Annotated in this window: 17 protein-coding genes and 2 other annotated features; of the genes, 4 read left to right on the top strand and 13 right to left on the bottom strand. The window is 36.6% G+C overall.

The features are described from left to right. Positions 1–3: 3 nt before the first annotated feature. From trmB to pepV, 6 genes are read right to left on the bottom strand one after another with little or no spacing between them, the layout of a single operon-like run. Positions 4–645: a tRNA (guanosine(46)-N7)-methyltransferase TrmB gene (gene trmB / locus AM499_RS01755; RefSeq protein ID WP_053588578.1), complete on the bottom strand. Its 642-nt coding sequence runs from the start codon at positions 643–645 to the stop codon at positions 4–6. Continuing rightward, positions 629–1,588, bottom strand: coding sequence for a diacylglycerol/lipid kinase family protein (locus AM499_RS01750; protein WP_053588577.1), 960 nt, complete (start codon positions 1,586–1,588; stop codon positions 629–631). Before AM499_RS01750 ends, trmB begins: the two co-directional genes overlap by 17 nt. Further along, the gene (locus tag AM499_RS01745; protein WP_053588576.1) at positions 1,581–2,561 is read right to left on the bottom strand and encodes a nuclease-related domain-containing protein; all 981 of its coding nucleotides are present in this window, start codon (positions 2,559–2,561) and stop codon (positions 1,581–1,583) included. The genes AM499_RS01750 and AM499_RS01745 overlap by 8 nt, the downstream gene beginning before the upstream one ends. A 4-nt stretch (positions 2,562–2,565) precedes the next feature. Further along, positions 2,566–3,108 carry an RNA 2',3'-cyclic phosphodiesterase gene (gene thpR / locus AM499_RS01740; protein WP_053588575.1) on the bottom strand — a complete coding sequence of 181 codons (543 nt, stop codon included), beginning with the start codon at positions 3,106–3,108 and terminating at the stop codon, positions 2,566–2,568. Beyond that, positions 3,105–3,956: a D-amino-acid transaminase gene (gene dat, locus AM499_RS01735; protein ID WP_053588574.1), complete on the bottom strand. Its 852-nt coding sequence runs from the start codon at positions 3,954–3,956 to the stop codon at positions 3,105–3,107. Before dat ends, thpR begins: the two co-directional genes overlap by 4 nt. After that, positions 3,949–5,364 carry a dipeptidase PepV gene (pepV, locus tag AM499_RS01730; protein ID WP_053588573.1) on the bottom strand — a complete coding sequence of 472 codons (1,416 nt, stop codon included), beginning with the start codon at positions 5,362–5,364 and terminating at the stop codon, positions 3,949–3,951. The genes dat and pepV overlap by 8 nt, the downstream gene beginning before the upstream one ends. Before the next feature lie 409 nt (positions 5,365–5,773). On the opposite strand from pepV, the gene AM499_RS01725 reads away from it, so the two are divergent. Further along, a complete protein-coding gene (locus tag AM499_RS01725; RefSeq protein ID WP_053588572.1) occupies positions 5,774–5,995 on the top strand; it encodes a DeoR family transcriptional regulator in 222 nt (73 codons plus the stop codon). A 29-nt stretch (positions 5,996–6,024) separates the two neighbouring features. On the opposite strand, the gene AM499_RS01720 is transcribed toward AM499_RS01725, so the two are convergent. Together AM499_RS01720 and AM499_RS01715 are read right to left on the bottom strand one after the other, a co-directional pair. Next, on the bottom strand, positions 6,025–6,747 hold the full coding sequence (locus AM499_RS01720; RefSeq protein ID WP_053588571.1) for a pseudouridine synthase: 723 nt from the start codon (positions 6,745–6,747) through the stop codon (positions 6,025–6,027). Between the two features lie 9 nt (positions 6,748–6,756). Next, positions 6,757–8,370: a putative polysaccharide biosynthesis protein gene (locus tag AM499_RS01715; protein WP_053588570.1), complete on the bottom strand. Its 1,614-nt coding sequence runs from the start codon at positions 8,368–8,370 to the stop codon at positions 6,757–6,759. 104 nt (positions 8,371–8,474) lie between these two features. Between AM499_RS01715 and AM499_RS01710 the strand changes: the two genes are divergently transcribed. The 3 genes from AM499_RS01710 (at position 8,475) to AM499_RS01700 (ending at position 11,992) form a co-directional block, all read left to right on the top strand. After that, positions 8,475–9,737: a BaiN/RdsA family NAD(P)/FAD-dependent oxidoreductase gene (locus AM499_RS01710; protein WP_053588569.1), complete on the top strand. Its 1,263-nt coding sequence runs from the start codon at positions 8,475–8,477 to the stop codon at positions 9,735–9,737. Positions 9,738–9,761: 24 nt separating this feature from the next. Continuing rightward, positions 9,762–9,988 (top strand) — a binding site (T-box leader). A 46-nt stretch (positions 9,989–10,034) separates the two neighbouring features. After that, the gene (gene trpE, locus AM499_RS01705; protein ID WP_053588568.1) at positions 10,035–11,423 is read left to right on the top strand and encodes an anthranilate synthase component I; all 1,389 of its coding nucleotides are present in this window, start codon (positions 10,035–10,037) and stop codon (positions 11,421–11,423) included. After that, positions 11,420–11,992: an anthranilate synthase component II gene (locus tag AM499_RS01700; protein ID WP_053588567.1), complete on the top strand. Its 573-nt coding sequence runs from the start codon at positions 11,420–11,422 to the stop codon at positions 11,990–11,992. The genes trpE and AM499_RS01700 overlap by 4 nt, the downstream gene beginning before the upstream one ends. 767 nt (positions 11,993–12,759) lie before the next feature. On the opposite strand, the gene leuS is transcribed toward AM499_RS01700, so the two are convergent. From leuS to AM499_RS01675, 5 genes are all read right to left on the bottom strand, one after another. Then, positions 12,760–15,171 (bottom strand): leucine--tRNA ligase, encoded by a 2,412-nt coding sequence (gene leuS, locus AM499_RS01695; RefSeq protein ID WP_053588566.1) that lies wholly within the window; start codon positions 15,169–15,171, stop codon positions 12,760–12,762. Positions 15,172–15,214: 43 nt separating this feature from the next. After that, positions 15,215–15,429: a binding site (T-box leader), on the bottom strand. Between the two features lie 43 nt (positions 15,430–15,472). Further along, entirely contained in the window at positions 15,473–16,240 is a 768-nt protein-coding gene (locus AM499_RS01690; protein WP_053588565.1) for a 3-hydroxybutyrate dehydrogenase, read from the bottom strand. A 46-nt stretch (positions 16,241–16,286) separates the two neighbouring features. Continuing rightward, a complete protein-coding gene (locus tag AM499_RS01685; RefSeq protein ID WP_053588564.1) occupies positions 16,287–17,615 on the bottom strand; it encodes a GntP family permease in 1,329 nt (442 codons plus the stop codon). A gap of 35 nt (positions 17,616–17,650) precedes the next feature. Beyond that, positions 17,651–18,313, bottom strand: coding sequence for a 3-oxoacid CoA-transferase subunit B (locus tag AM499_RS01680; protein ID WP_053588563.1), 663 nt, complete (start codon positions 18,311–18,313; stop codon positions 17,651–17,653). A 16-nt stretch (positions 18,314–18,329) separates the two neighbouring features. Then, positions 18,330–19,019, bottom strand: coding sequence for a CoA transferase subunit A (locus tag AM499_RS01675; RefSeq protein ID WP_053588562.1), 690 nt, complete (start codon positions 19,017–19,019; stop codon positions 18,330–18,332). Between the last annotated feature and the right edge of the window lie 211 nt (positions 19,020–19,230).

Raw genomic sequence — 19,230 nt, 5'->3', positions numbered from 1 at the left:
CATTTATACGTATTTTGCTTCTACTCGATAGATTGGTTGTCCCTTTGCAGAAAACTTTTCTTCATACTCGGTCATAATATTGTCTTCTGGCATATTCACATGTAAATCTAGTGAAACATCTTTTATTAACATACCATACGCAGACATACTTACTAAAGAGTATTCAAATAATCCTCGATTATCTGTTTTAAAATGAATCTCTGCGTTATCTACTAAAATAGATTCGTATAAATTCAAAAATCCTTCATGAGTTAAACGTCTCTTTTCATGTCTAACTTTTGGCCAAGGATCAGAGAAATTCAAATAAACACGGTCTACATCATTTTTCTCAAAATACTTTGCCAAATCTGCGCCGTTTACCTTTAGCAATCGTAAATTTGGCAATGGCTGTGCTGCTATCGCATTTTCAAGTGCCGAAACGATTACTTTATCATATAGCTCTATTCCAATATAATTGATATCCGGATTTTGCTTGGCCATTCCTGTTATAAATTGCCCTTTCCCCGTTCCTACCTCGATGTGAAGGGGATGAGCATTTTTAAATTCAGAGTCCCATTTGCCTTTCAATTCCTCCGGATTTTGTATAATAATTTCAGGATGAGCATTGATAAAATCTTCTGCCCATGGTTTATGTCTTAACCTCATTATTTTTAACTCCTTTAACTATTGGTTTCGCTAAATTCCAAGCTTTTGATTGAACCGAAAAAGTATAACGATGATTATGGTCTGTTAGGCAAGAGAATTCTCCATCCACGTGACCAAATACTTGATCATGCATCGTAATCTTAAAATTTTTAGCTTGAAACTGTTTCACTTCTTTAAACTTTGTATGTTTCCCAAAAAACACCGTACCGAAAATAAAGAGAAGCTTCCATTTTGCTAATTTATTTACGATTGTCATTTCTATTAATTGATCATTTGGTTGAGAACTAGGTGATATTTTCATTCCTCCACCAAAAAAAGGCTGATTGCATACAACAAGGAACCAAACATCATCAAACTTTAACTCATCTTTCTCCGTATGTAAAGTGAATGAAAATCTTGTAAATGTTATAAGCTCTTTAACCAAATATAGTATATAAGCTATTTTCCCTAACCCCAAGACATTTAACCACTTTTTCCATGAAGAATTATTTACGGAATAAACTACTTTTGCATCAAAACCAAAACCTGCATTATTTACAAAACCAAAATCTTTTTCTTTCGATGATAAGATACCAAAGTCTAATTTTTCATATGTATAGTAGTTCTTTGCATAATTCCGTAACTGTTCTACGGTTTTGAAAACAGAAAAAGTCCGACCAAAATCATTTCCACTACCTGCAGAAATAACTCCGACTCGAACGTGATTATAATGCGTAACTCCTGAAATAATTTCGTGAACAGTACCGTCTCCGCCGATAGCTACAATTAACAAATCCTCCTCGTTATATAGTGCACAATCTCTTGCTATATTCGTAGCATGTCCTCTATATTCAGTCACGTAACTAGTATAAGGAAAATCAATTTTCTCTTTCCATGATGCCCATATTTTTTTTGCTCGTCCACGACCAGCATGTTCATTCACAATAAAAACTACGTTATTCATCACTTTCCTCACTGTCTACTTCCCAACCAGATCTTGAATAGGACGTTGTTTGAGCTAAGTCAAGTATTGCTTGTGCAGCTTTAAATTGCATATGCTTCATTGGGGAAGGAGAAGATTTTAATGATCTAAACCACTCCGGAAACTTCCGTGTATCTACAAATTGAGTGTTGAAAGAAGTCCCTGGATAATCAATATACCCATTTCTTGAAAGCACTACTTTCCTAATTGGCAAATCAATTTCTTCTTTTTTAATTATTTGCATTAAAATAGATTCCATTCGATTTAATCCTACCATTGGACTCAATACCTTCTTTTCTTCCTTACCGCTTTTTTGAATCCAAAAACGATCGCTACTTCCTATAAAAGCATCCAATTCTTTTCTTTCTAAAACAACAAGGCATATAATCTCTGTAGGTAATATTAATATGATTTCTAATTCAACTGGAGCTTTTTTAAGTTTTAAAATAGGATAATAAAATAAAAAATAATTATCAGGTAGCTGTAAAGTAAGTGTTCGTAATAAAGTATCTCGCATAAATTTTGGATCAACATAAGATTTTTCTCGTAAAGTCGAGCTTGCCCACTTCAGTTGAAAATGAAATAGCTGATTTAAATACAGACGTTTTAATTCTTCTTTTGATTTTGGATTGTAAACGATATTAGGTTGAAAATTAAGCATCGTCGATTCTTCCGGAATCACCTCTTCTTCCTGCAACTCTGATTCTTCCCAAACAGACTCCTCTATAACTTCGTTCTGTTTACGGTTGAAAAGCTTAGAGAAAATAGATTTCTTTTCAGGTATTTCCACCTCATCGTCTTTTTCTATCCATGAGGTGTCAAATGATCCACTTTCCCATTCAGCTTTTGTACGTTCCCATTGCTGTTTTTTTAATCGAACAAATTGAGTGGGATATCGTTTTAAATCAACTTGATATCTTGAAATATAGTCCTGTAGTTTTACTAACTGAGCCATTCACTTACCCTCCTTTGCATCTAATAGAAGCAATCTCCTCATAACGAGGTTTATTATTCGGGTTTATCTTAAATACACTAAAACTACTTACTTCAAATGTCGATTTAGGCAAGTGAAAATCTTCTGTAGACAGTAACCCTTTAGACGCCCATTTTTTAGCAATCGTAATATGAGCATTAAAATCCTTCGCATGATCTGTTTTTATACGATCACTCATGGTTTTCACAACTTCTTTTTGTAACCTCTTTAATGAGGCACTTTCTTCTAAGTCAGTATAAACTACTCTCGGTGTTCGATTGCTTCCAAAATGAGCGAGCCCATTCGTTGTTAGATTAAAAGAACTCCAGTCGATATTTTGTAACGACTGGATGATATGTTCTATTTGTTCGCTCGCCATTGCCCCAATATAAAATAAAGTAATGTGCAAATCCTCTTTAAATGGCAACGTTTTATGCGTCTCATGTAAATTAGTTTTATCTCTTGCTTCTATGATATATGTTGCAAGCGTTGGTGGAATTTTAATACCTATAAAGTAATGTGTGTTCATACGCCAATAGATGAAGGGATTTTTTTCTCAAAAGCTTGTTGTAATTTTTGAGTCCATTCTCCACGTGTACCATTTCCAATTGGTTTTTCGTCGACAGAAACAATTGGCATTACTTCAGCATTTGTAGAAGACATAATAATTTCATCCATTTCCAAAGCTTGTGCTTTTGTAAATGCTTCTTCTACTACCGGGAGCCCTACTTCTTCACAGCAATCTAAAATCACTTTTCTTGTTATTCCATTTAATATAAGATTACTAACTGGATGTGTATAAAGCACACCATCTTTAATGCCATATATATTGGATGAAGACCCTTCGGTTATTACTTCCCCACGATGTTGAATAGCTTCATAGCAATCTTTGCTTACAGCTTCTTGTTTTGCCAATACATTTCCTAAAAGGTTCAGAGATTTTATATCACAACGAAGCCAACGAATATCCTCAACTAAACACGCTTTTACTCCGTTTTCAAGTTGAGCGTGAGGACGACTTGTTTCTTTTGTATATGCTGTTAGTACAGAATCGACAGCTGGAGTCGGAAAGTTATGCTGTCTAGCGCTAGTACCACGAGTAACTTGCAAATAAATATGTCCGTTTTGGACTTCATTCGTTTCGATTAAATCATAGAGCATTTTATGAAGTACATCTTTTGTATAAGGAATGACTAACTGAATTTTATCAGCACTTGCATACAATCGGTCAATATGTTCTTTAGCAGTAAATACATCTCCGTTATAAATTTTGATTACTTCATAAATACCATCACCAAATTGGTATCCACGATCCTCAAAGCCTATTTTTACTTCTTCTTCGTTAACGATTTGATCATTCCATAATATTTTAGTCATCAATTTTCACCTCTGTAGTATTTTTTCCTGCAAGTTCTACAATTGCATCTGCATAAATCGCTGTTGCCTTAACTAAATCTTCTATGTCTACATATTCATCTACTTGGTGCGCAACGTCCTTTCTTCCAGGGAATAGCATTCCAAATGCAACACCATTTTTCAGAACCCTAGCATAAGTACCTCCACCTATAGATAACAGCTTTGCCTCTTCTCCCGTTTGTCTTTCATATACTTTTTGTAATGATTTAATAAGTATATCTTCTTTATCGACATAATGAGGCTTAGAATTAGAGCCAAGATCAAGCGTGATCCCTAAATTTTGAAGAGTCTCTCTACATGTACTCAGTTTTTCTTCAAAAGGGTAAGTAACTGAATATCTCATACTAACTTGTGTACAAGACCCTTGTGATGGGGCATAATGAATAACACCCGGATTTAATGTTGTATCTCCTGATACATCATCCGAAAAGTTAAGAGATAATGCATGCCCTCTACTGTCATCACCAAAGCCAATAACTAAAAAGTCTACAAATTCTTTCGAGTGAGGAGTTAATGGTACGACTTGTAAAAACTTCGCAAGTAAAATTGCAGCATTTACCCCTTCATCTGGCTCCATAGCATGTGCAGATTTTCCTCTTACCAACACTTTAACCATTGGACCTTCTTGCGTTACTTCCCCATTAAAACCATGTTCAGTAGAAAATTCACTAAACTTTTGTTTTATGGAATGAAGTCCACCAAAAATAAGGGCAAAGGCTTCGTCCGGAACCATATTTGTCCGCTTTCCTGCTTGAAAAAATTGAATAGTTTCCGTTTCAGTTGATCCAGTTTGTGTAAAAATTAGGTTTGCAATTCCTTTTTCTGCATTAATAATTGGGAAATCTGCATCAGGTGCAAAGCCTATTTCAGGCATCGGTTCTTTTTCAAAATAACGTTCTACACATCGAAAGCCGCTCTCTTCATCCGTCCCAATGATTAGTCTTACTTTTTTATGTAAAGGGATTCCAGATTCTTTTACTAACTTCATTGCCATCCAAGCTGCAATAGTCGGACCTTTATCATCTATTGCACCACGACCGTAAATTTTATCATCTGCTACGACGCCTTCAAAAGGAGGATAAGTCCAGCCTTCTCCAACCGGTACCACATCAACGTGACAGAGAATACCTAAAGTTTCCTCTCCATCTCCCATTTCAATATGACCAGCCATATTATCAATATTTTTAGTAACTAGACCCTCATTTTTTCCTTCACTTAACATATGATTAAGTGCTTCTAGAGGTTTCGGCCCAAAAGGCATTTCTTCCGTAGCAGCTTTTTCATCAAGAACACTAGGAATTTGAATTAATTTTTGAAGCTCTTCAATCATCTCAGTTCTTTTTTGTTCCGCAAGTTCTAACCAATTCAATATAAACCCTCCTACACAATCCTTCTAACGTTATTCTACACTTTTTTCAGCGTATAAAACACAAAAAAGAAGGCATTTTCAGTCTTCTTTTTCGATGATTTTTTTAATTCTAATATTTCATGTACTAACGAACCTTTTTTTATATTTTTTCTACTTGTTTGCTATCAATTTTTTCGCTTGGACATCTATTTTTTCATTCATTTTAATAAATCTTTTTTATGAAGTTTTTGTAAATTAGCTGTTTTTTATAGAAATTTTCTCGAAAATCTACTATAATTAAATTGTCAGAAAATATATGACTGACTACCAATATAGTAAAGGGGCTGTAAATTGCAATTAATTAGTTGCTTTTCACCCATGTCGTCCGCTAGTCTTGCCACGAGATATGATGATGAAGGAGTGGTTACTTATGAAACCAACTACTGATCGGATGCTCAATCGAATTAAAGATATGTATATGTTCATCCGTGATCACGGAACTGTTACTACACAAGATTTAGTCGATGAATTTGGCATCACTCCTCGCACGATTCAACGAGATTTGAATGTACTTGCCTTTAATGACTTAGTCATAAGCCCAACAAGAGGCAAATGGACCACGACGAACAAACGCGTTAAAATGACATCTTAGATTTCCCCATATGAAAAGAATGACCTAGCCTAAGCTTGGTCATTCTTTTGCTGTAACCCCTCTAACTCTTCTTCAGTAAGTTCTCTATAATCTCCTTGTTTAAGAGATTCATCTAATTTTAATTGTCCCATTGAAAGCCTTTTAAGAAAAACTACTTTTTTTCCAACGGATTCGAACATTCTTTTTACTTGATGAAATTTGCCTTCTGTTATTGTTATTTCTACTTCGGACACTGGTCCTCTACTTAAAATTGTCAAAATTCCCGGCTTTGTTTTATAGCCATCATCTAATATTACTCCTTCTAAAAAAGCCTGTACGTCACTCTCGTCAACTATGCCTTCAACCTCTGCATAATATAATTTTGGTACATTCTTATTCGGAGAAAGTAGACGATGCGTTAAAGCACCGTCATTTGTTAATAATAGCAACCCTACAGTATCCTTATCTAGTCTACCAACTGGGTATGGCTGAAAATGACGTACATCATCCTCTAATAAGTCAATCACAGTTCGATCTCTCGTATCTTCTGTGGCAGATACGACTCCTGCAGGCTTATTTAGCATTAAGTAGATAAATTCTTTATACTCAATTTCTTCTCCATAAACAGAAACTTTATCTACATGTTCCTTCACATGCAAAGAGCTATCTTTTACTATGACATCATTTACTTGTATAGCTTTAGATTTAATTAATTCTTTTACTTCTTTCCTCGTACCAAATCCCATATGTGCTAGAAATTTATCTAATCGCATGTCATACTCCTAAAAACCAATTTTTTTCGTAAAACGTGTAATTCTCTCGCCGAAAAGCTTTTGTGCAAGTCCTAATCTTAGCGTGACATATCCATAAAAAACTGCTCCAATGGAAGCACAAACAAAGATAACTAATAATGATTCTATTTTTCCATCAATCGTAAATACTTGCCCAATTCCCCATTTTACGATGGATACTATACATAACATAATTGCCGTTAATATAGATATAAGGAAAATACGTCTAATTACCATTGTAGATTGATAATGCAATGTTTTTCCTATAGCAACCATATTTAAAGCAATAGCAACAATGTAACCAGCAGAAGTGGCCAAAATAGCACCATCCGTTTCAAACATTTTAATAAACGGGGTATTTAATACGAGCTTTGTTAAAATTCCGATTAATAAATTGAGGATAATTAATTTTTGGCGATCGATTCCTTGTAAAATAGAAGTAGTTACTGGATAAAGAGCAAACAGTATCGCAACAGGTGCATAATGCGCAAGCACTGTAGCTCCTACATCGCTTGTCTCATAAAATACTGTATAAAATTCGTCTGCTAAAACTGAAATACCTAATGCAGCCGGCAAAGTTAAAAATAATAAAATTTGAAATGCCTGATCTAAAGATTTTCTAACATTCATAAAATCCTGTTTCGCATAAAAACTAGTAATAAGAGGAATGAGCGTCATCGAAAAGCCTGTAGCCAACATTACTGGTATCATCACAAGCTTATGTGTTGTGAAGTTCAACATACCTAAATATGTATCAGAAACTGATGCTTTCCCAATCATTGTCATTGCACGGTTAAAAGTAATCATATCGATAAATTGAAAGAGTGGATTGATTACCCCTACTAAAGCAAATGGAACCGTATAGACTAAGATTTCTTTATAAATATTTTTTAACGATACATCTGATGTTAAATTTCCGCTATTTTCTAGAAGTGCATTATATTCTGGCTTTAACTTTTTCCAATACCAATACAGCACAACTAAGCTAGCGATCGCTCCTAAAAATGCTGCAAAAACTGCAAAAGAAACAGCAGTTTTCTCCGAGCCTTTAAATACATTCATGACAACGAAAGCACCAGCTAGAACGAACAAAATACGTACAACTTGCTCAAATAACTGAGATACAGCAGTTGGGGTCATATGTTGATACCCTTGAAAAAAGCCTCTAATTAAACTCATAACAGGTACAACTATCACCGCAAAACTTACATATCTAATAACGGATGCAACATCCTCAATGGAGAAGATAGCATCTTTGTCTTTTATGACAAGTTGAGCGATAGGTTCCGCCAATATATAAAGAAGAAGAAATCCTAGTACACCTGTAACACACATAAGCAGCATACTTGATTGGACTAATTTTCGTCCTGTTGCGTAATCCCCTAGTGCATTATATTTCGAAACAAATTTTGAAACTGCAATAGGTACTCCCGATACTGCTATTGCCAACATAATTGAATAAGGAACATATGCATACTGATAGAGTACTACATACTCTTCCCCAATTAATTGATAAAAAGGAATTACATAGAGAACGCCTAATATTCTAGATAATAAGAGACCAATTGTTAAAATCATCGTCCCTTTTAATAAATTCGAAGCCATAAAAACCGTCCAATCCTAAGAAATGTCTATCTTACAGTTTACATCTGTCGAAACAAAACCACAATGATGTATACTAAAGAAAAAAATGAAAGTGTGAACTTATTATGTATGACGTTATTGTAATCGGCGGAGGTCCCTCTGGCCTAATGGCAGCAGCTGCTGCTGGAGCAGAAAATAAACAAGTATTATTAATAGAAAAGGGTAATAAGCTTGGCAAAAAGCTAGCAATATCAGGAGGCGGTCGTTGTAATGTGACCAATCGACTTCCTCAAGAAGAAATCGTCAAAAATATTCCTGGAAACGGAAGATTTTTATATAGCCCTTTTTCTGTTTTTAATAATGAAGATATTATTGCCTTTTTCGAAAATCTTGGGGTACAACTAAAAGAAGAAGATCATGGAAGAATGTTTCCAGTATCCAATAAAGCAATGGATGTAGTGAATGCTCTTCTGGACGAATTAAAACGGTTAAAAGTTGAAATTAAATTAAACGCACCAGTTGCCAAATTATTAATGAATGATGAGAAAATTATTGGAGTTCGTCTTGAAACTGGTGAAGAAATTACCGCCGGCGCTATAGTTGTTGCAGTCGGTGGAAAGGCAGTACCACAAACTGGCTCTACGGGTGATGGATATCCATGGGCAGAAAAGGCTGGACATACGGTTACTGATCTATATCCTACAGAGGTTCCTTTACTATCCAATGAGTCATTTATAAAATCAAAAGAACTTCAAGGGCTTGCATTACGAGATGTTGCAGTTTCAGTTTTAAATAAAAAAGGTAAAGCAATTATTACTCATCAAATGGACATGCTTTTCACTCATTTTGGATTAAGTGGTCCTGCTATATTACGTTGCAGCCAGTTCGTTGTAAAAGAGCAAAAGAAAAATGGTGGTGAGCTTGTCCAAATTCGTATAGATAGTCTACCCGACAAAAACGAGGAACAAACTTTTCAATCTCTCCTCTCTTCTATTAAAGAGGAACCAAAAAAAGCTTTAAAAAATGTGTGGAAAGGACTTGTACCAGAAAGATGGCTTTTGTTTTTATTACAACAAGCTGGTATTCAAGAAAGTGAAGATGGGCAAAATCTTTCACACGAAAAGGTTCGCTCATTTGCTCATTTGTTGAAACAATTTACGGTAAATGTATATGGAACACAGCCCCTTGACAAAGCATTTGTAACGGGAGGTGGTGTTTCAATTAAAGAAATCGAACCTAAAACAATGGCTTCGAAGAAAAAAGCTGGTCTGTATTTTTGCGGAGAAATCCTTGATATTCATGGCTATACAGGTGGCTATAATATTACTTCAGCACTCGTGACTGGAAAGATAGCTGGAATGAGTGCTGCAAAATCGATTGAATTATGAAACTATTTATTATACAATGTTTTGTAACAAGCATTGAGGAAGAATAGTAACTTTATGAAATGCTCTAGAGAGCTGATGGTTGGTGCAAATCAGTGCATGACATTTAGTGAATGGGCTTCTGAGCTCCAAAGCTGAACACTTAGTAGGCTTTGGCGTATGTCTACGTTACAGGACTTGCAATATATTACTTGCAGTTAAGTGGATTACAATAGTAATCAAAAAAGGTGGCACCACGGCTCTCCGTCCTTTGTGATGGAGGGCCTTTTTGTGTTTAGATGAGAAAAGGAGAGCAGAGCTATGACAGTTGAGACGAGAAGTTACGAATTGAAAGAAATCCAAGGGGATATGATGACCCCTATATCCATTTATCATGCTTTAACTGGAAAGAAAAAGACGTTATTTGAGTCATCCGCAAAGCATGAAGAAAGTGGTAGATATTCATTTATCGCATGTAAACCCATTGCAGAAATAACAGGAAATCAATCTGGATATTCACTCCGTTATGAAAGTGGTAGCCAGGAAAAAGGAACAGAATCCATCATCGAAAAACTAAAATCTATGATGCCTATTCACAAAGAAATATATCCTTTTTCATTTTTTGGCGGTGCAATCGGCTATTTTGGATATGAGACAGCTTTTTACAGTGAAAAAATTGGAGAGTTTCTCCACGATGACTTAGAAATGCCAGATATACATTTAATGTTTTACGATACATTTGTGATTTATGATCATTTAAAGCAAACTGCTACAATAGCTGCAATCGATTTATTCCACAATGGTCGTACCCATAACAAAATGACGGAAGCAATTGAAGCTATCTGTTCTGATTTAAAAAAAGGTCCCATTTCCTCCAAGGAAAATGAAGCAAAGCTGGCATTTCAGCCCATGATAGATGAGCAGACATTTATAGAAATGGTTCAAAAAGCAAAAGAACATATTATAAAAGGCGATATTTTTCAGGTTGTATTGTCCCAACGATTTTCTTCTCCCTATGAAGGAAATCCATTTGCATTATATCGTAAGCTACGTACATCCAATCCATCTCCATATATGTTTTATTTAGACTTTGAGCATTATATAATACTTGGAACTTCACCAGAAAGCCTTGTAAAAGTACAAAATGGATTAGTGACTACAAATCCAATAGCTGGAACGAAACCCCGTGGTCAATCCATACAAGAGGATGAACAAATTGCACAGTCTCTATTAAACGACGAAAAAGAAGTTGCAGAACATCGTATGCTTGTAGATTTAGGTCGTAATGATATTGGACGCATCTCGGAAATTGGTTCAGTCTCAATCGAAAAATATATGAAGATAGAATACTATAAATACGTGATGCACATCGTTTCGGAAGTAACTGGTCTACTAAAAAAGGACACACATGTATTAGATGTTTTATCAGCATGCTTACCAGCTGGAACCGTCTCTGGTGCGCCTAAAATTAGAGCGATGCAGATTATAAATCAACTTGAGACATCTAAACGTGGTGTATATGCAGGTGCAGTAGGCTATATATCCATAACAGGCAATATGGATTTGGCACTTGCTATTCGCACTATGGTTGTAAAGGATCATGTCGCACATGTTCAAGCAGGAGCAGGAATAGTTTTTGATTCTATTCCAAAAAGCGAATACGAAGAAACCCTAAATAAAGCAAAAGCTCTTTTGGAGGTGCAACAATGATCCTATTAATCGATAATTATGATTCTTTTACGTATAACTTATATCAACAAGTAAGTATGCTCGGCAAAGAAGTTATGGTTGTCCGGAATGACGCCATTACTATCAAACAAATTGAAGAACTACATCCAGAAGCGATAATTATATCTCCTGGCCCTGGTAGCCCTTCGGAAGCAGGGATATCCATTGAGCTGATTCAACAGCTGCACAATAGATATCCAATTCTCGGAATATGTCTAGGTCACCAATCCATTGGAGCTGCATTTGGAGCAAAGATTATTCAAGCGAAAAATATTATGCATGGGAAATTATCGATTGTTGAGCATTCCGCTGATTCTTTATTCCATCCATTTAAAGAACCAATCTCGGTCATGCGTTATCATTCTCTCGTAATTGATGAGCAAACATTAAGCGAAGAATTAGAAGTGCTTGCACGTGCAACGGATGATAATGAAATTATGGCAATCAAGCATAGAGATTATCCCATATATGGACTTCAGTTTCATCCTGAATCAATTGGGACAATACAAGGAAATAAAATGATACAGGGTTTTCTAGATATTATTCAATAAAAAAAACTGCTGTCCTGATTGTCATAAAAAATGACTTTTAAGGGCAGCCTCTTTTTTTATCTTCTATTAAAAAGTGCGATAGATTTCCGTTCAGGACGGACGCTTTCCGCCGGCATGGCTTCAGCCGCTTCCCTCACTACGCTCAGTCCAGGGTCTTCAACTCATGCTATTCCGGCTGGAGTCGCCGCCTGAAACGAAAATCAACTATTAACCGCTTTTCAATGAGAAAACCATCATGCCATTAATACAGCAAGTTTTTATCACTTACATTTTTTCAATTAGTATTTATAGAAAATCGTTGAAAAAGGCGACACTCCTGCGGGAATAACGTTAGCCGAAGACCCCGCAGTGAGGTGAAGGCAATCTAAGTTCGCAGTATCCTGCGGCAACGATTGCATGACCAACATCGTGTTGGCCTAGGAGGTTAAGGCAACGCCCGCGGAAAGGGAGCCGTTTCAACGATTTTCTTATTTATCGGACGACATTATTTGTAAAGTCAGATTCTATAGACTTTATCAATACCCTCCTATGCTACGTGCGGGGTCTCGGACACGATCCCTTAGGACCCAACAAACTCAACTGATTCACATAAGGGTGTAAAGTGGGTCTGTATGGTATCAAGGCCTGTTCGATCTTTCTTCACTTCCACAATAAAAAAAGTAGCACAAACCATGGTCGTGGTTTGCGCTACTAATGTTAGTATTTTTTATTTTTTGCTTAGTTAAACTTTAATGCTGATAAGTAAAGAAGCGAAAAATAGAGCTTTTTTAAATAACGATATTCACCATTTTGCCTGGGATTGCAATGATTTTCTTCACTTGTTGCCCTTCCAACCATTGTTGCACTTGTTCAGAAGCAAGAGCCAATGCTTCAAGCTCATCTTTTGTTGCATCTTTTGCAACAAGTAATTTTGCACGAACTTTCCCTTTAATTTGAACAGGAATTTCTACTTCATTGTCTACTAATTTAGATTCATCGAAAGTTGGCCATGATTCGTAAACGATCGTATCATCATGTCCTAGAATACTCCAAAGTTCCTCAGCAATATGCGGAACGATTGGAGAAATAAGCTTCACAAATCCTTCTACATATTCTTTTGAAATTTTTTCGGCTTTATATCCTTCGTTAATAAATACCATCATTTGTGAAATGGCCGTATTATAATGCATTGCCTCAAAATCTTCCGTTACTTTTTTCACTGTTTGGTGATAGGCTTTTTCCATATTGTCAGAAGAACTGTCTGTAACTTTAGAGCTCAATTTACCATCTTCATCAACAAACAATCTCCAAATACGATCTAGGAATCTTCGTGAACCATCTAATCCGTTTGTAGACCATGGTTTTGAAGAATCAAGAGGTCCCATGAACATTTCATAAAGACGAAGGGAATCGGCACCATGACTTATCACGATATCATCAGGGTTTACAACATTCCCTTTTGACTTAGACATTTTTTCGTTACCTTCACCTAAGATCATGCCTTGGTTAAATAGTTTTTGGAAAGGTTCTTTTGTTGTTACTACACCAATATCATAAAGGAACTTATGCCAGAATCTAGCGTACAACAAATGCAGTACTGCATGTTCTGCTCCACCAACGTAAATGTCAACCGGAAGCCAACGTTTTGCTAATTCTGGATCCACAAGTGCTTCGTCATTGTTTGGATCAATATAGCGTAAGTAGTACCAACAGCTACCTGCCCACTGAGGCATTGTATTTGTCTCCCGACGACCTTTTTTACCTGTTACTGGATCTACAACATTTACCCATTCCGTAATATTCGCTAATGGAGATTCACCTGTACCACTTGGTTTAATATCTGTTGTTACTGGAAGCATCAAAGGTAATTCAGATTCATCTACTGGAGTAGAAGTACCATCTTCCCAATGGATGATTGGAATTGGTTCCCCCCAATAACGTTGGCGACTAAATAACCAGTCACGAAGACGATACGTAATTTTCTTTTCACCTTTACCGTTTGCTTCAAACCATTCAATCGCTTTCGCAATCGCTTCTTGTTTGTTTAAACCATTTAAGAAGTCAGAGTTAATAAGCGTTCCATCTGCTGTATAAGCCTCTTTTTCAATCTCTCCACCAGACACAACTTCTACGATTGGCAGATCAAATTGTTTGGCGAACTCAAAATCACGCTCATCATGTGCAGGAACTGCCATAATAGCCCCTGTTCCATAAGTTGCCAATACATAGTCTGCAATCCAGATTGGCATTTTTTCGCCGCTAATCGGATTAATCGCGTAGGCACCGGTAAAAACACCTGTTTTATGTTTTGCAAGATCTGTACGCTCTAAATCACTTTTTAATTTTACTTGATCTTTGTAGGCTTGCACTGCTTCTTGTTGTTCTGCTGTCGTAATTGTATCCACAAGCTTGTGCTCTGGTGCTAAAACAGCATAAGTGGCTCCAAAAATAGTATCAGGACGAGTTGTGAAAGCACGGAATGATTCGTTTGTGCCATCTATTTCAAATGTTAGCTCAGCACCCTCTGAACGTCCAATCCAATTACGTTGCATTTCTTTTAAACTTTCTGGCCAATCAAGATCATCTAAATCCTCTAAAAGTCTATCTGCATAAGCAGTTATACGAAGCACCCATTGACGCATTGGACGGCGTTCAACAGGGTGCCCTCCACGTTCGGAAACTCCATCGATTACTTCTTCATTTGCCAAAACAGTTCCTAATGCAGGACACCAGTTTACTGGCACTTCATCTACATATGCTAGGCCTTTTTTATATAGTTGAATGAAAATCCATTGCGTCCATTTATAATAAGAAGGATCAGTTGTATTGACTTCTCTATCCCAATCAAATGAAAAACCTAAGTCCGTCATTTGACGTTTGAATGTAGCAATATTTTTTGCAGTAAATTCTGCCGGGTCATTACCTGTATCAATTGCATATTGCTCTGCAGGAAGTCCAAAAGCATCCCATCCCATTGGATGAAGAACGTTATATCCTTGCTTACGTTTAAATGCACTTAAAATATCTGTAGCGATATAACCAAGTGGATGCCCAACGTGTAGGCCAACCCCAGAAGGATAAGGAAACATATCAAGTGCATAAAATTTAGGTTTTGATGGATCATCAGTCATCTTATATGTCTTGTTCTGTTGCCAATAATTCTGCCACTTTTTTTCAATTGCTTGATGATTAAAGCTCATTGTAATTCCTCCTCAAAATAAAAAAACTCGCCCCTTAAAAAAACTAAGGGACGAGAGATTAACCTCACGCGGTACCACCCAAATTAGTGAAAAACATCACTCAACTTGATTCCTTAACGCGGAAAACGGTATAAGCTACTGACAGTTCACTCATACAGACTCAAAGGCGAGTTCAATAGGGCATTCCACTAACTTTCACCAACCGTTAGCTCTCTATAGAAATACAATCTATTTACTAATCCTTATCTGCGTCTTGCTATTACTTCGTATTTTAGAGGAAATACGTTTAAATAGCAAGTTTTTATTGAGTAGTATATCCACCGTCTAATACAACTGCTTGACCCGTCATACCTTTTGCAGCATCACTTGCTAAAAACAATGCTAAATCAGCAATTTCTTTTACATCTAACAACCTTTTTTGTGGTACTAATGGATAAATAACATCTTCCAGTACTGACTCTAAAGGAACATTACGTGTATTTGCTAAGTCTTGGAATTGGTTTCTCACTAAAGGTGTATCAACATATCCTGGACAGATCGCGTTTACTGTAATGCCATCTGCTGCTGTTTCTAATGCAGCAACCTTTGTTAGGCCAATTACACCATGCTTAGCAGAGTTATAAGCTGCTTTACCAGCAAAACCTACTAAACCATTAATAGAAGCCATATTGAGAATTCTTCCGAACCCCCTTTTTCGCATATGAGGAAGAACATGTTTAGTCGCCATGAACGGAGCAGTTAGCATAATTTTCACTAATAATTCAAAGCGTTCTGTAGGAAAATCTTCTAACATAGAAACATGCTGCATTCCTGCATTGTTTATTAATATATCTATTTGTCCAAACTCTTTTACAGTTAAATCAATAGAATTAATAATATCTTCCTCGATTGTCACATCACATTTAATACCAAGAGCGTCACTACCTAGTGAAGCAGCAGCATCTTTAACCTTCTCTTCATTAATATCAGTTAATACTACCTTCGCACCAGCCTGATAAAATTCCTGCGCAATTTGAAACCCAATTCCTTGTGCAGCTCCAGTGATGAGAAGTACTCTATCTTTTACCATACGTTTTACCTCCAAAATCAGCCATTAAGCTCATTGGACTGAAAAATTATATACCTAGACCTAGAGAGAATAATATAATTGCAATAGCTGTTCCAATCGCTGGTACCACTACAGTGGTTGCAGCTACGGACCAATATGCGGCACTATGTTTTTCTCCACAGATTGATTGAATAGTAGTTACTACATATCCATTGTGTGGCAATGAGTCAAGTGCACCAGAAGAAATTGCTACTACCCTGTGCAACGCTTCAGCATTTACACCCATATCCATATAATGTGGCGCCAATAATGGTAATGCTATAGATTGGCCTCCAGAGGAAGAACCAGTCATACCAGCAATTACGGATACCGCAATAGCTGCACCGATTAAAGGCGAACCAGGAATATTCGTCATTGCTTCAACAGCAGTTGTAAATGCTGGAACATTTTTCGCAACTCCACCGAAACCAACAACTGCAGCTGTATTACCGATTGCAATAATTGCCCCAACAGTTCCTGCCGAAAACGCTTCCCAGAAATTTTTCGAATATTTTCTACCTACGAAGTAAGTAGCAATAACTCCTCCAAGTAACGCTATGATCAATGCAGATTGCGCTAGCTTATCATGGTAAATAAATGAGATCACTAATACTACAGCTAACGGAAGCATTGCTAAGAATGGATTAGGCAGACTTCTTGTCGTATCAAATGTTGGATCATTTTCACGATCCTCAAATCTTTCCCCTTTATTAACAGCTTTCTGGATAATACGTTTTAGCCACCAATACCCAAAAATCGCCATGAATGCTGCTACAATAATACTTACTTCCCAACCAGCATAAGCGTCTGTACCTAAAAATTGAATTGGAATCCAGTTTTGAATTTCAGGTGAACCTGCAGATGTCATCGTAAACGTAACTGAGCCTAGCGCTAATGTTGCTGGTATAAAACGACGCGGTAAGTCTGCTTGCTTAAACAATGAGATTGCCATTGGATATACAGAGAACGCAACAACGAACAAACTTACGCCTCCATATGTAAGGATTGCACAGGCAATTACGATAGCCATTACTGCATACTTCATTCCTAATTTATCAACGATCCATTTTGAAACGGAATCTGCCGCACCGCTATCCTCCATAACTTTCCCAAAGACAGCTCCTAGTAAGAACATTAAATACCAAGACATAATAAATCCTGTAAAACCTGTCATGTAACTTGTTACAAAATTTGCTTCCCCTTCAGCGGCCAATTGCGGAAACAGTGGCATTCCACTCGTTAACGCAACTAATAATGCTGATATTGGACCAGCGATTAATATATTTACACCCTTCATCGTCAAGATAATAAGTAAAGCCAGACCTCCTATAAGGCCGATCATACTTAATGCTTCCATGAACAAATCCCCCCGAATTGTTTTATAAAGAAGTATTAAAACTCAACATTTTCTTTTACATTATCAACATTTAAAGAAGCTTCTGTTGAGTCAATAATATCTTGTACGGTGTACCCCTCGTACACCTCTTTAAGTACAAGTCCTTCCGGTGTCACTTCTATAGTGGCACGGTCTGTAATAATTTTGTCGACTACTCCTTTTCCTGTTAACGGAAGAGAGCACTCTTTTTTAATTTTTGGCGAACCATCTTTTGCAACATGATCCATGATTACAATCGTTTTTTTAGCACCATGCACTAAATCCATAGCACCGCCCATCCCTTTAATCATCTTTCCAGGAATCATCCAGTTTGCAAGGTCTCCTTTTTCAGAAACCTCCATTCCACCTAGGATTGCAACATCCACATGGCCACCACGTATCATTGCAAATGATTCTGCACTTGAAAAGAAAGCAGAACCGGGAATAGTCGTAACGGTTTCTTTTCCTGCATTGATTAGGTCTGGATCTACTTCATCTTGAGTCGGATAAGGACCAATTCCAAGAAGTCCGTTTTCTGATTGTAATACTACTGTTTTATTTGGAGAAATATAATTGGCAACTAATGTAGGTATACCAATACCTAAATTCACATAATTTCCATCTTCTATTTCCTTCTCTGCTCGAATAGCAATTAGTTCTCTACTTGATAATTTTGTCACTTGAAATCTCTCCCATCTATGAACGTGTCATTAATCGTTCAATCCGTTTTTCTTGATTGGCTTGTAACAGGCCTTGTACATAAATGCTTGGTGTGTGAATAATGGCAGGATCTAAATCTCCTGTTTCCACGATTTCTTCAACTTCTGCAATAGTAATCTTTCCTGCTGCGGCCATCATAGGATTGAAGTTTTGAGCCGTTTTGTTATAGATAAGATTTCCAAACTTATCTGCTTTTGAAGCTCGAATGAGCGCAAAGTCAGCACGTAGTGATTCTTCCAACACATATTCTTTTCCATCATAAATACGAATTTCTTTTCCATCAGCTATTGTAGTACCAACTCCAGCCGGTGTGAAAAATGCTGGAATTCCTGCTCCACCAGCTCTTATTTTTTCTGCAAGTGTTCCTTGAGGGGTTAACTCAACTTCAATTTCCCCTGCTAGCACTTGACGTTCAAATTCTTTGTTCTCACCAACATATGAACCTATCATTTTTTTAATTTGCTTATTATTTAATAAAAGTCCTAAACCCCAATCGTCCACTCCACAATTGTTAGAAATGACCGTTAAATCCTTAACACCTTTCTCAACTAATGCAAGTATTAATTTTTCTGGAATTCCGACTAAGCCGAAACCTCCAACCATCAATGTTGCACCATCTTGTATTTCTTTTACCGCTTCCTCTGCAGAAGAATAAATCGGCTTCATTTGCATTTCCTCCTTACATTTTTGATGCGAAATAAAAGCGCTTTCACATGTAATTAAAACAGATTCTAAATTTTCACGCAATACCATTTGTGACAACTATTAGTCAATTTAACACATAATTATTCTGAAAAACTGGACAACTTTTGCATTAAAATAAAATATAATCACATTTTACAACACCATTTTTTTTCCGACTTATCGGAATATAATC

The sequence above is a fragment of the Bacillus sp. FJAT-22090 genome (assembly GCF_001278755.1).
In the GTDB taxonomy this organism is placed as follows: domain Bacteria; phylum Bacillota; class Bacilli; order Bacillales_A; family Planococcaceae; genus Psychrobacillus.
This window is presented reverse-complemented; position numbering and strand designations above follow the sequence as displayed.

Excerpts from the sequence above, each read along its gene's own strand:
- trmB (WP_053588578.1), bottom strand. The coding sequence starts at position 645 with ATGAGGTTAAGACATAAACCATGGGCAGAAGATTTTATCAATGCTCAT.
- AM499_RS01750 (WP_053588577.1), bottom strand. The coding sequence starts at position 1,588 with ATGAATAACGTAGTTTTTATTGTGAATGAACATGCTGGTCGTGGACGA.
- AM499_RS01745 (WP_053588576.1), bottom strand. The coding sequence starts at position 2,561 with ATGGCTCAGTTAGTAAAACTACAGGACTATATTTCAAGATATCAAGTT.
- thpR (WP_053588575.1), bottom strand. The coding sequence starts at position 3,108 with ATGAACACACATTACTTTATAGGTATTAAAATTCCACCAACGCTTGCA.
- dat (WP_053588574.1), bottom strand. The coding sequence starts at position 3,956 with ATGACTAAAATATTATGGAATGATCAAATCGTTAACGAAGAAGAAGTA.
- AM499_RS01725 (WP_053588572.1), top strand. The coding sequence starts at position 5,774 with ATGAAACCAACTACTGATCGGATGCTCAATCGAATTAAAGATATGTAT.
- AM499_RS01720 (WP_053588571.1), bottom strand. The coding sequence starts at position 6,747 with ATGCGATTAGATAAATTTCTAGCACATATGGGATTTGGTACGAGGAAA.
- AM499_RS01715 (WP_053588570.1), bottom strand. The coding sequence starts at position 8,370 with ATGGCTTCGAATTTATTAAAAGGGACGATGATTTTAACAATTGGTCTC.
- AM499_RS01710 (WP_053588569.1), top strand. The coding sequence starts at position 8,475 with ATGTATGACGTTATTGTAATCGGCGGAGGTCCCTCTGGCCTAATGGCA.
- trpE (WP_053588568.1), top strand. The coding sequence starts at position 10,035 with ATGACAGTTGAGACGAGAAGTTACGAATTGAAAGAAATCCAAGGGGAT.
- AM499_RS01700 (WP_053588567.1), top strand. The coding sequence starts at position 11,420 with ATGATCCTATTAATCGATAATTATGATTCTTTTACGTATAACTTATAT.
- leuS (WP_053588566.1), bottom strand. The coding sequence starts at position 15,171 with ATGAGCTTTAATCATCAAGCAATTGAAAAAAAGTGGCAGAATTATTGG.
- AM499_RS01690 (WP_053588565.1), bottom strand. The coding sequence starts at position 16,240 with ATGGTAAAAGATAGAGTACTTCTCATCACTGGAGCTGCACAAGGAATT.
- AM499_RS01685 (WP_053588564.1), bottom strand. The coding sequence starts at position 17,615 with ATGGAAGCATTAAGTATGATCGGCCTTATAGGAGGTCTGGCTTTACTT.
- AM499_RS01675 (WP_053588562.1), bottom strand. The coding sequence starts at position 19,019 with ATGAAGCCGATTTATTCTTCTGCAGAGGAAGCGGTAAAAGAAATACAA.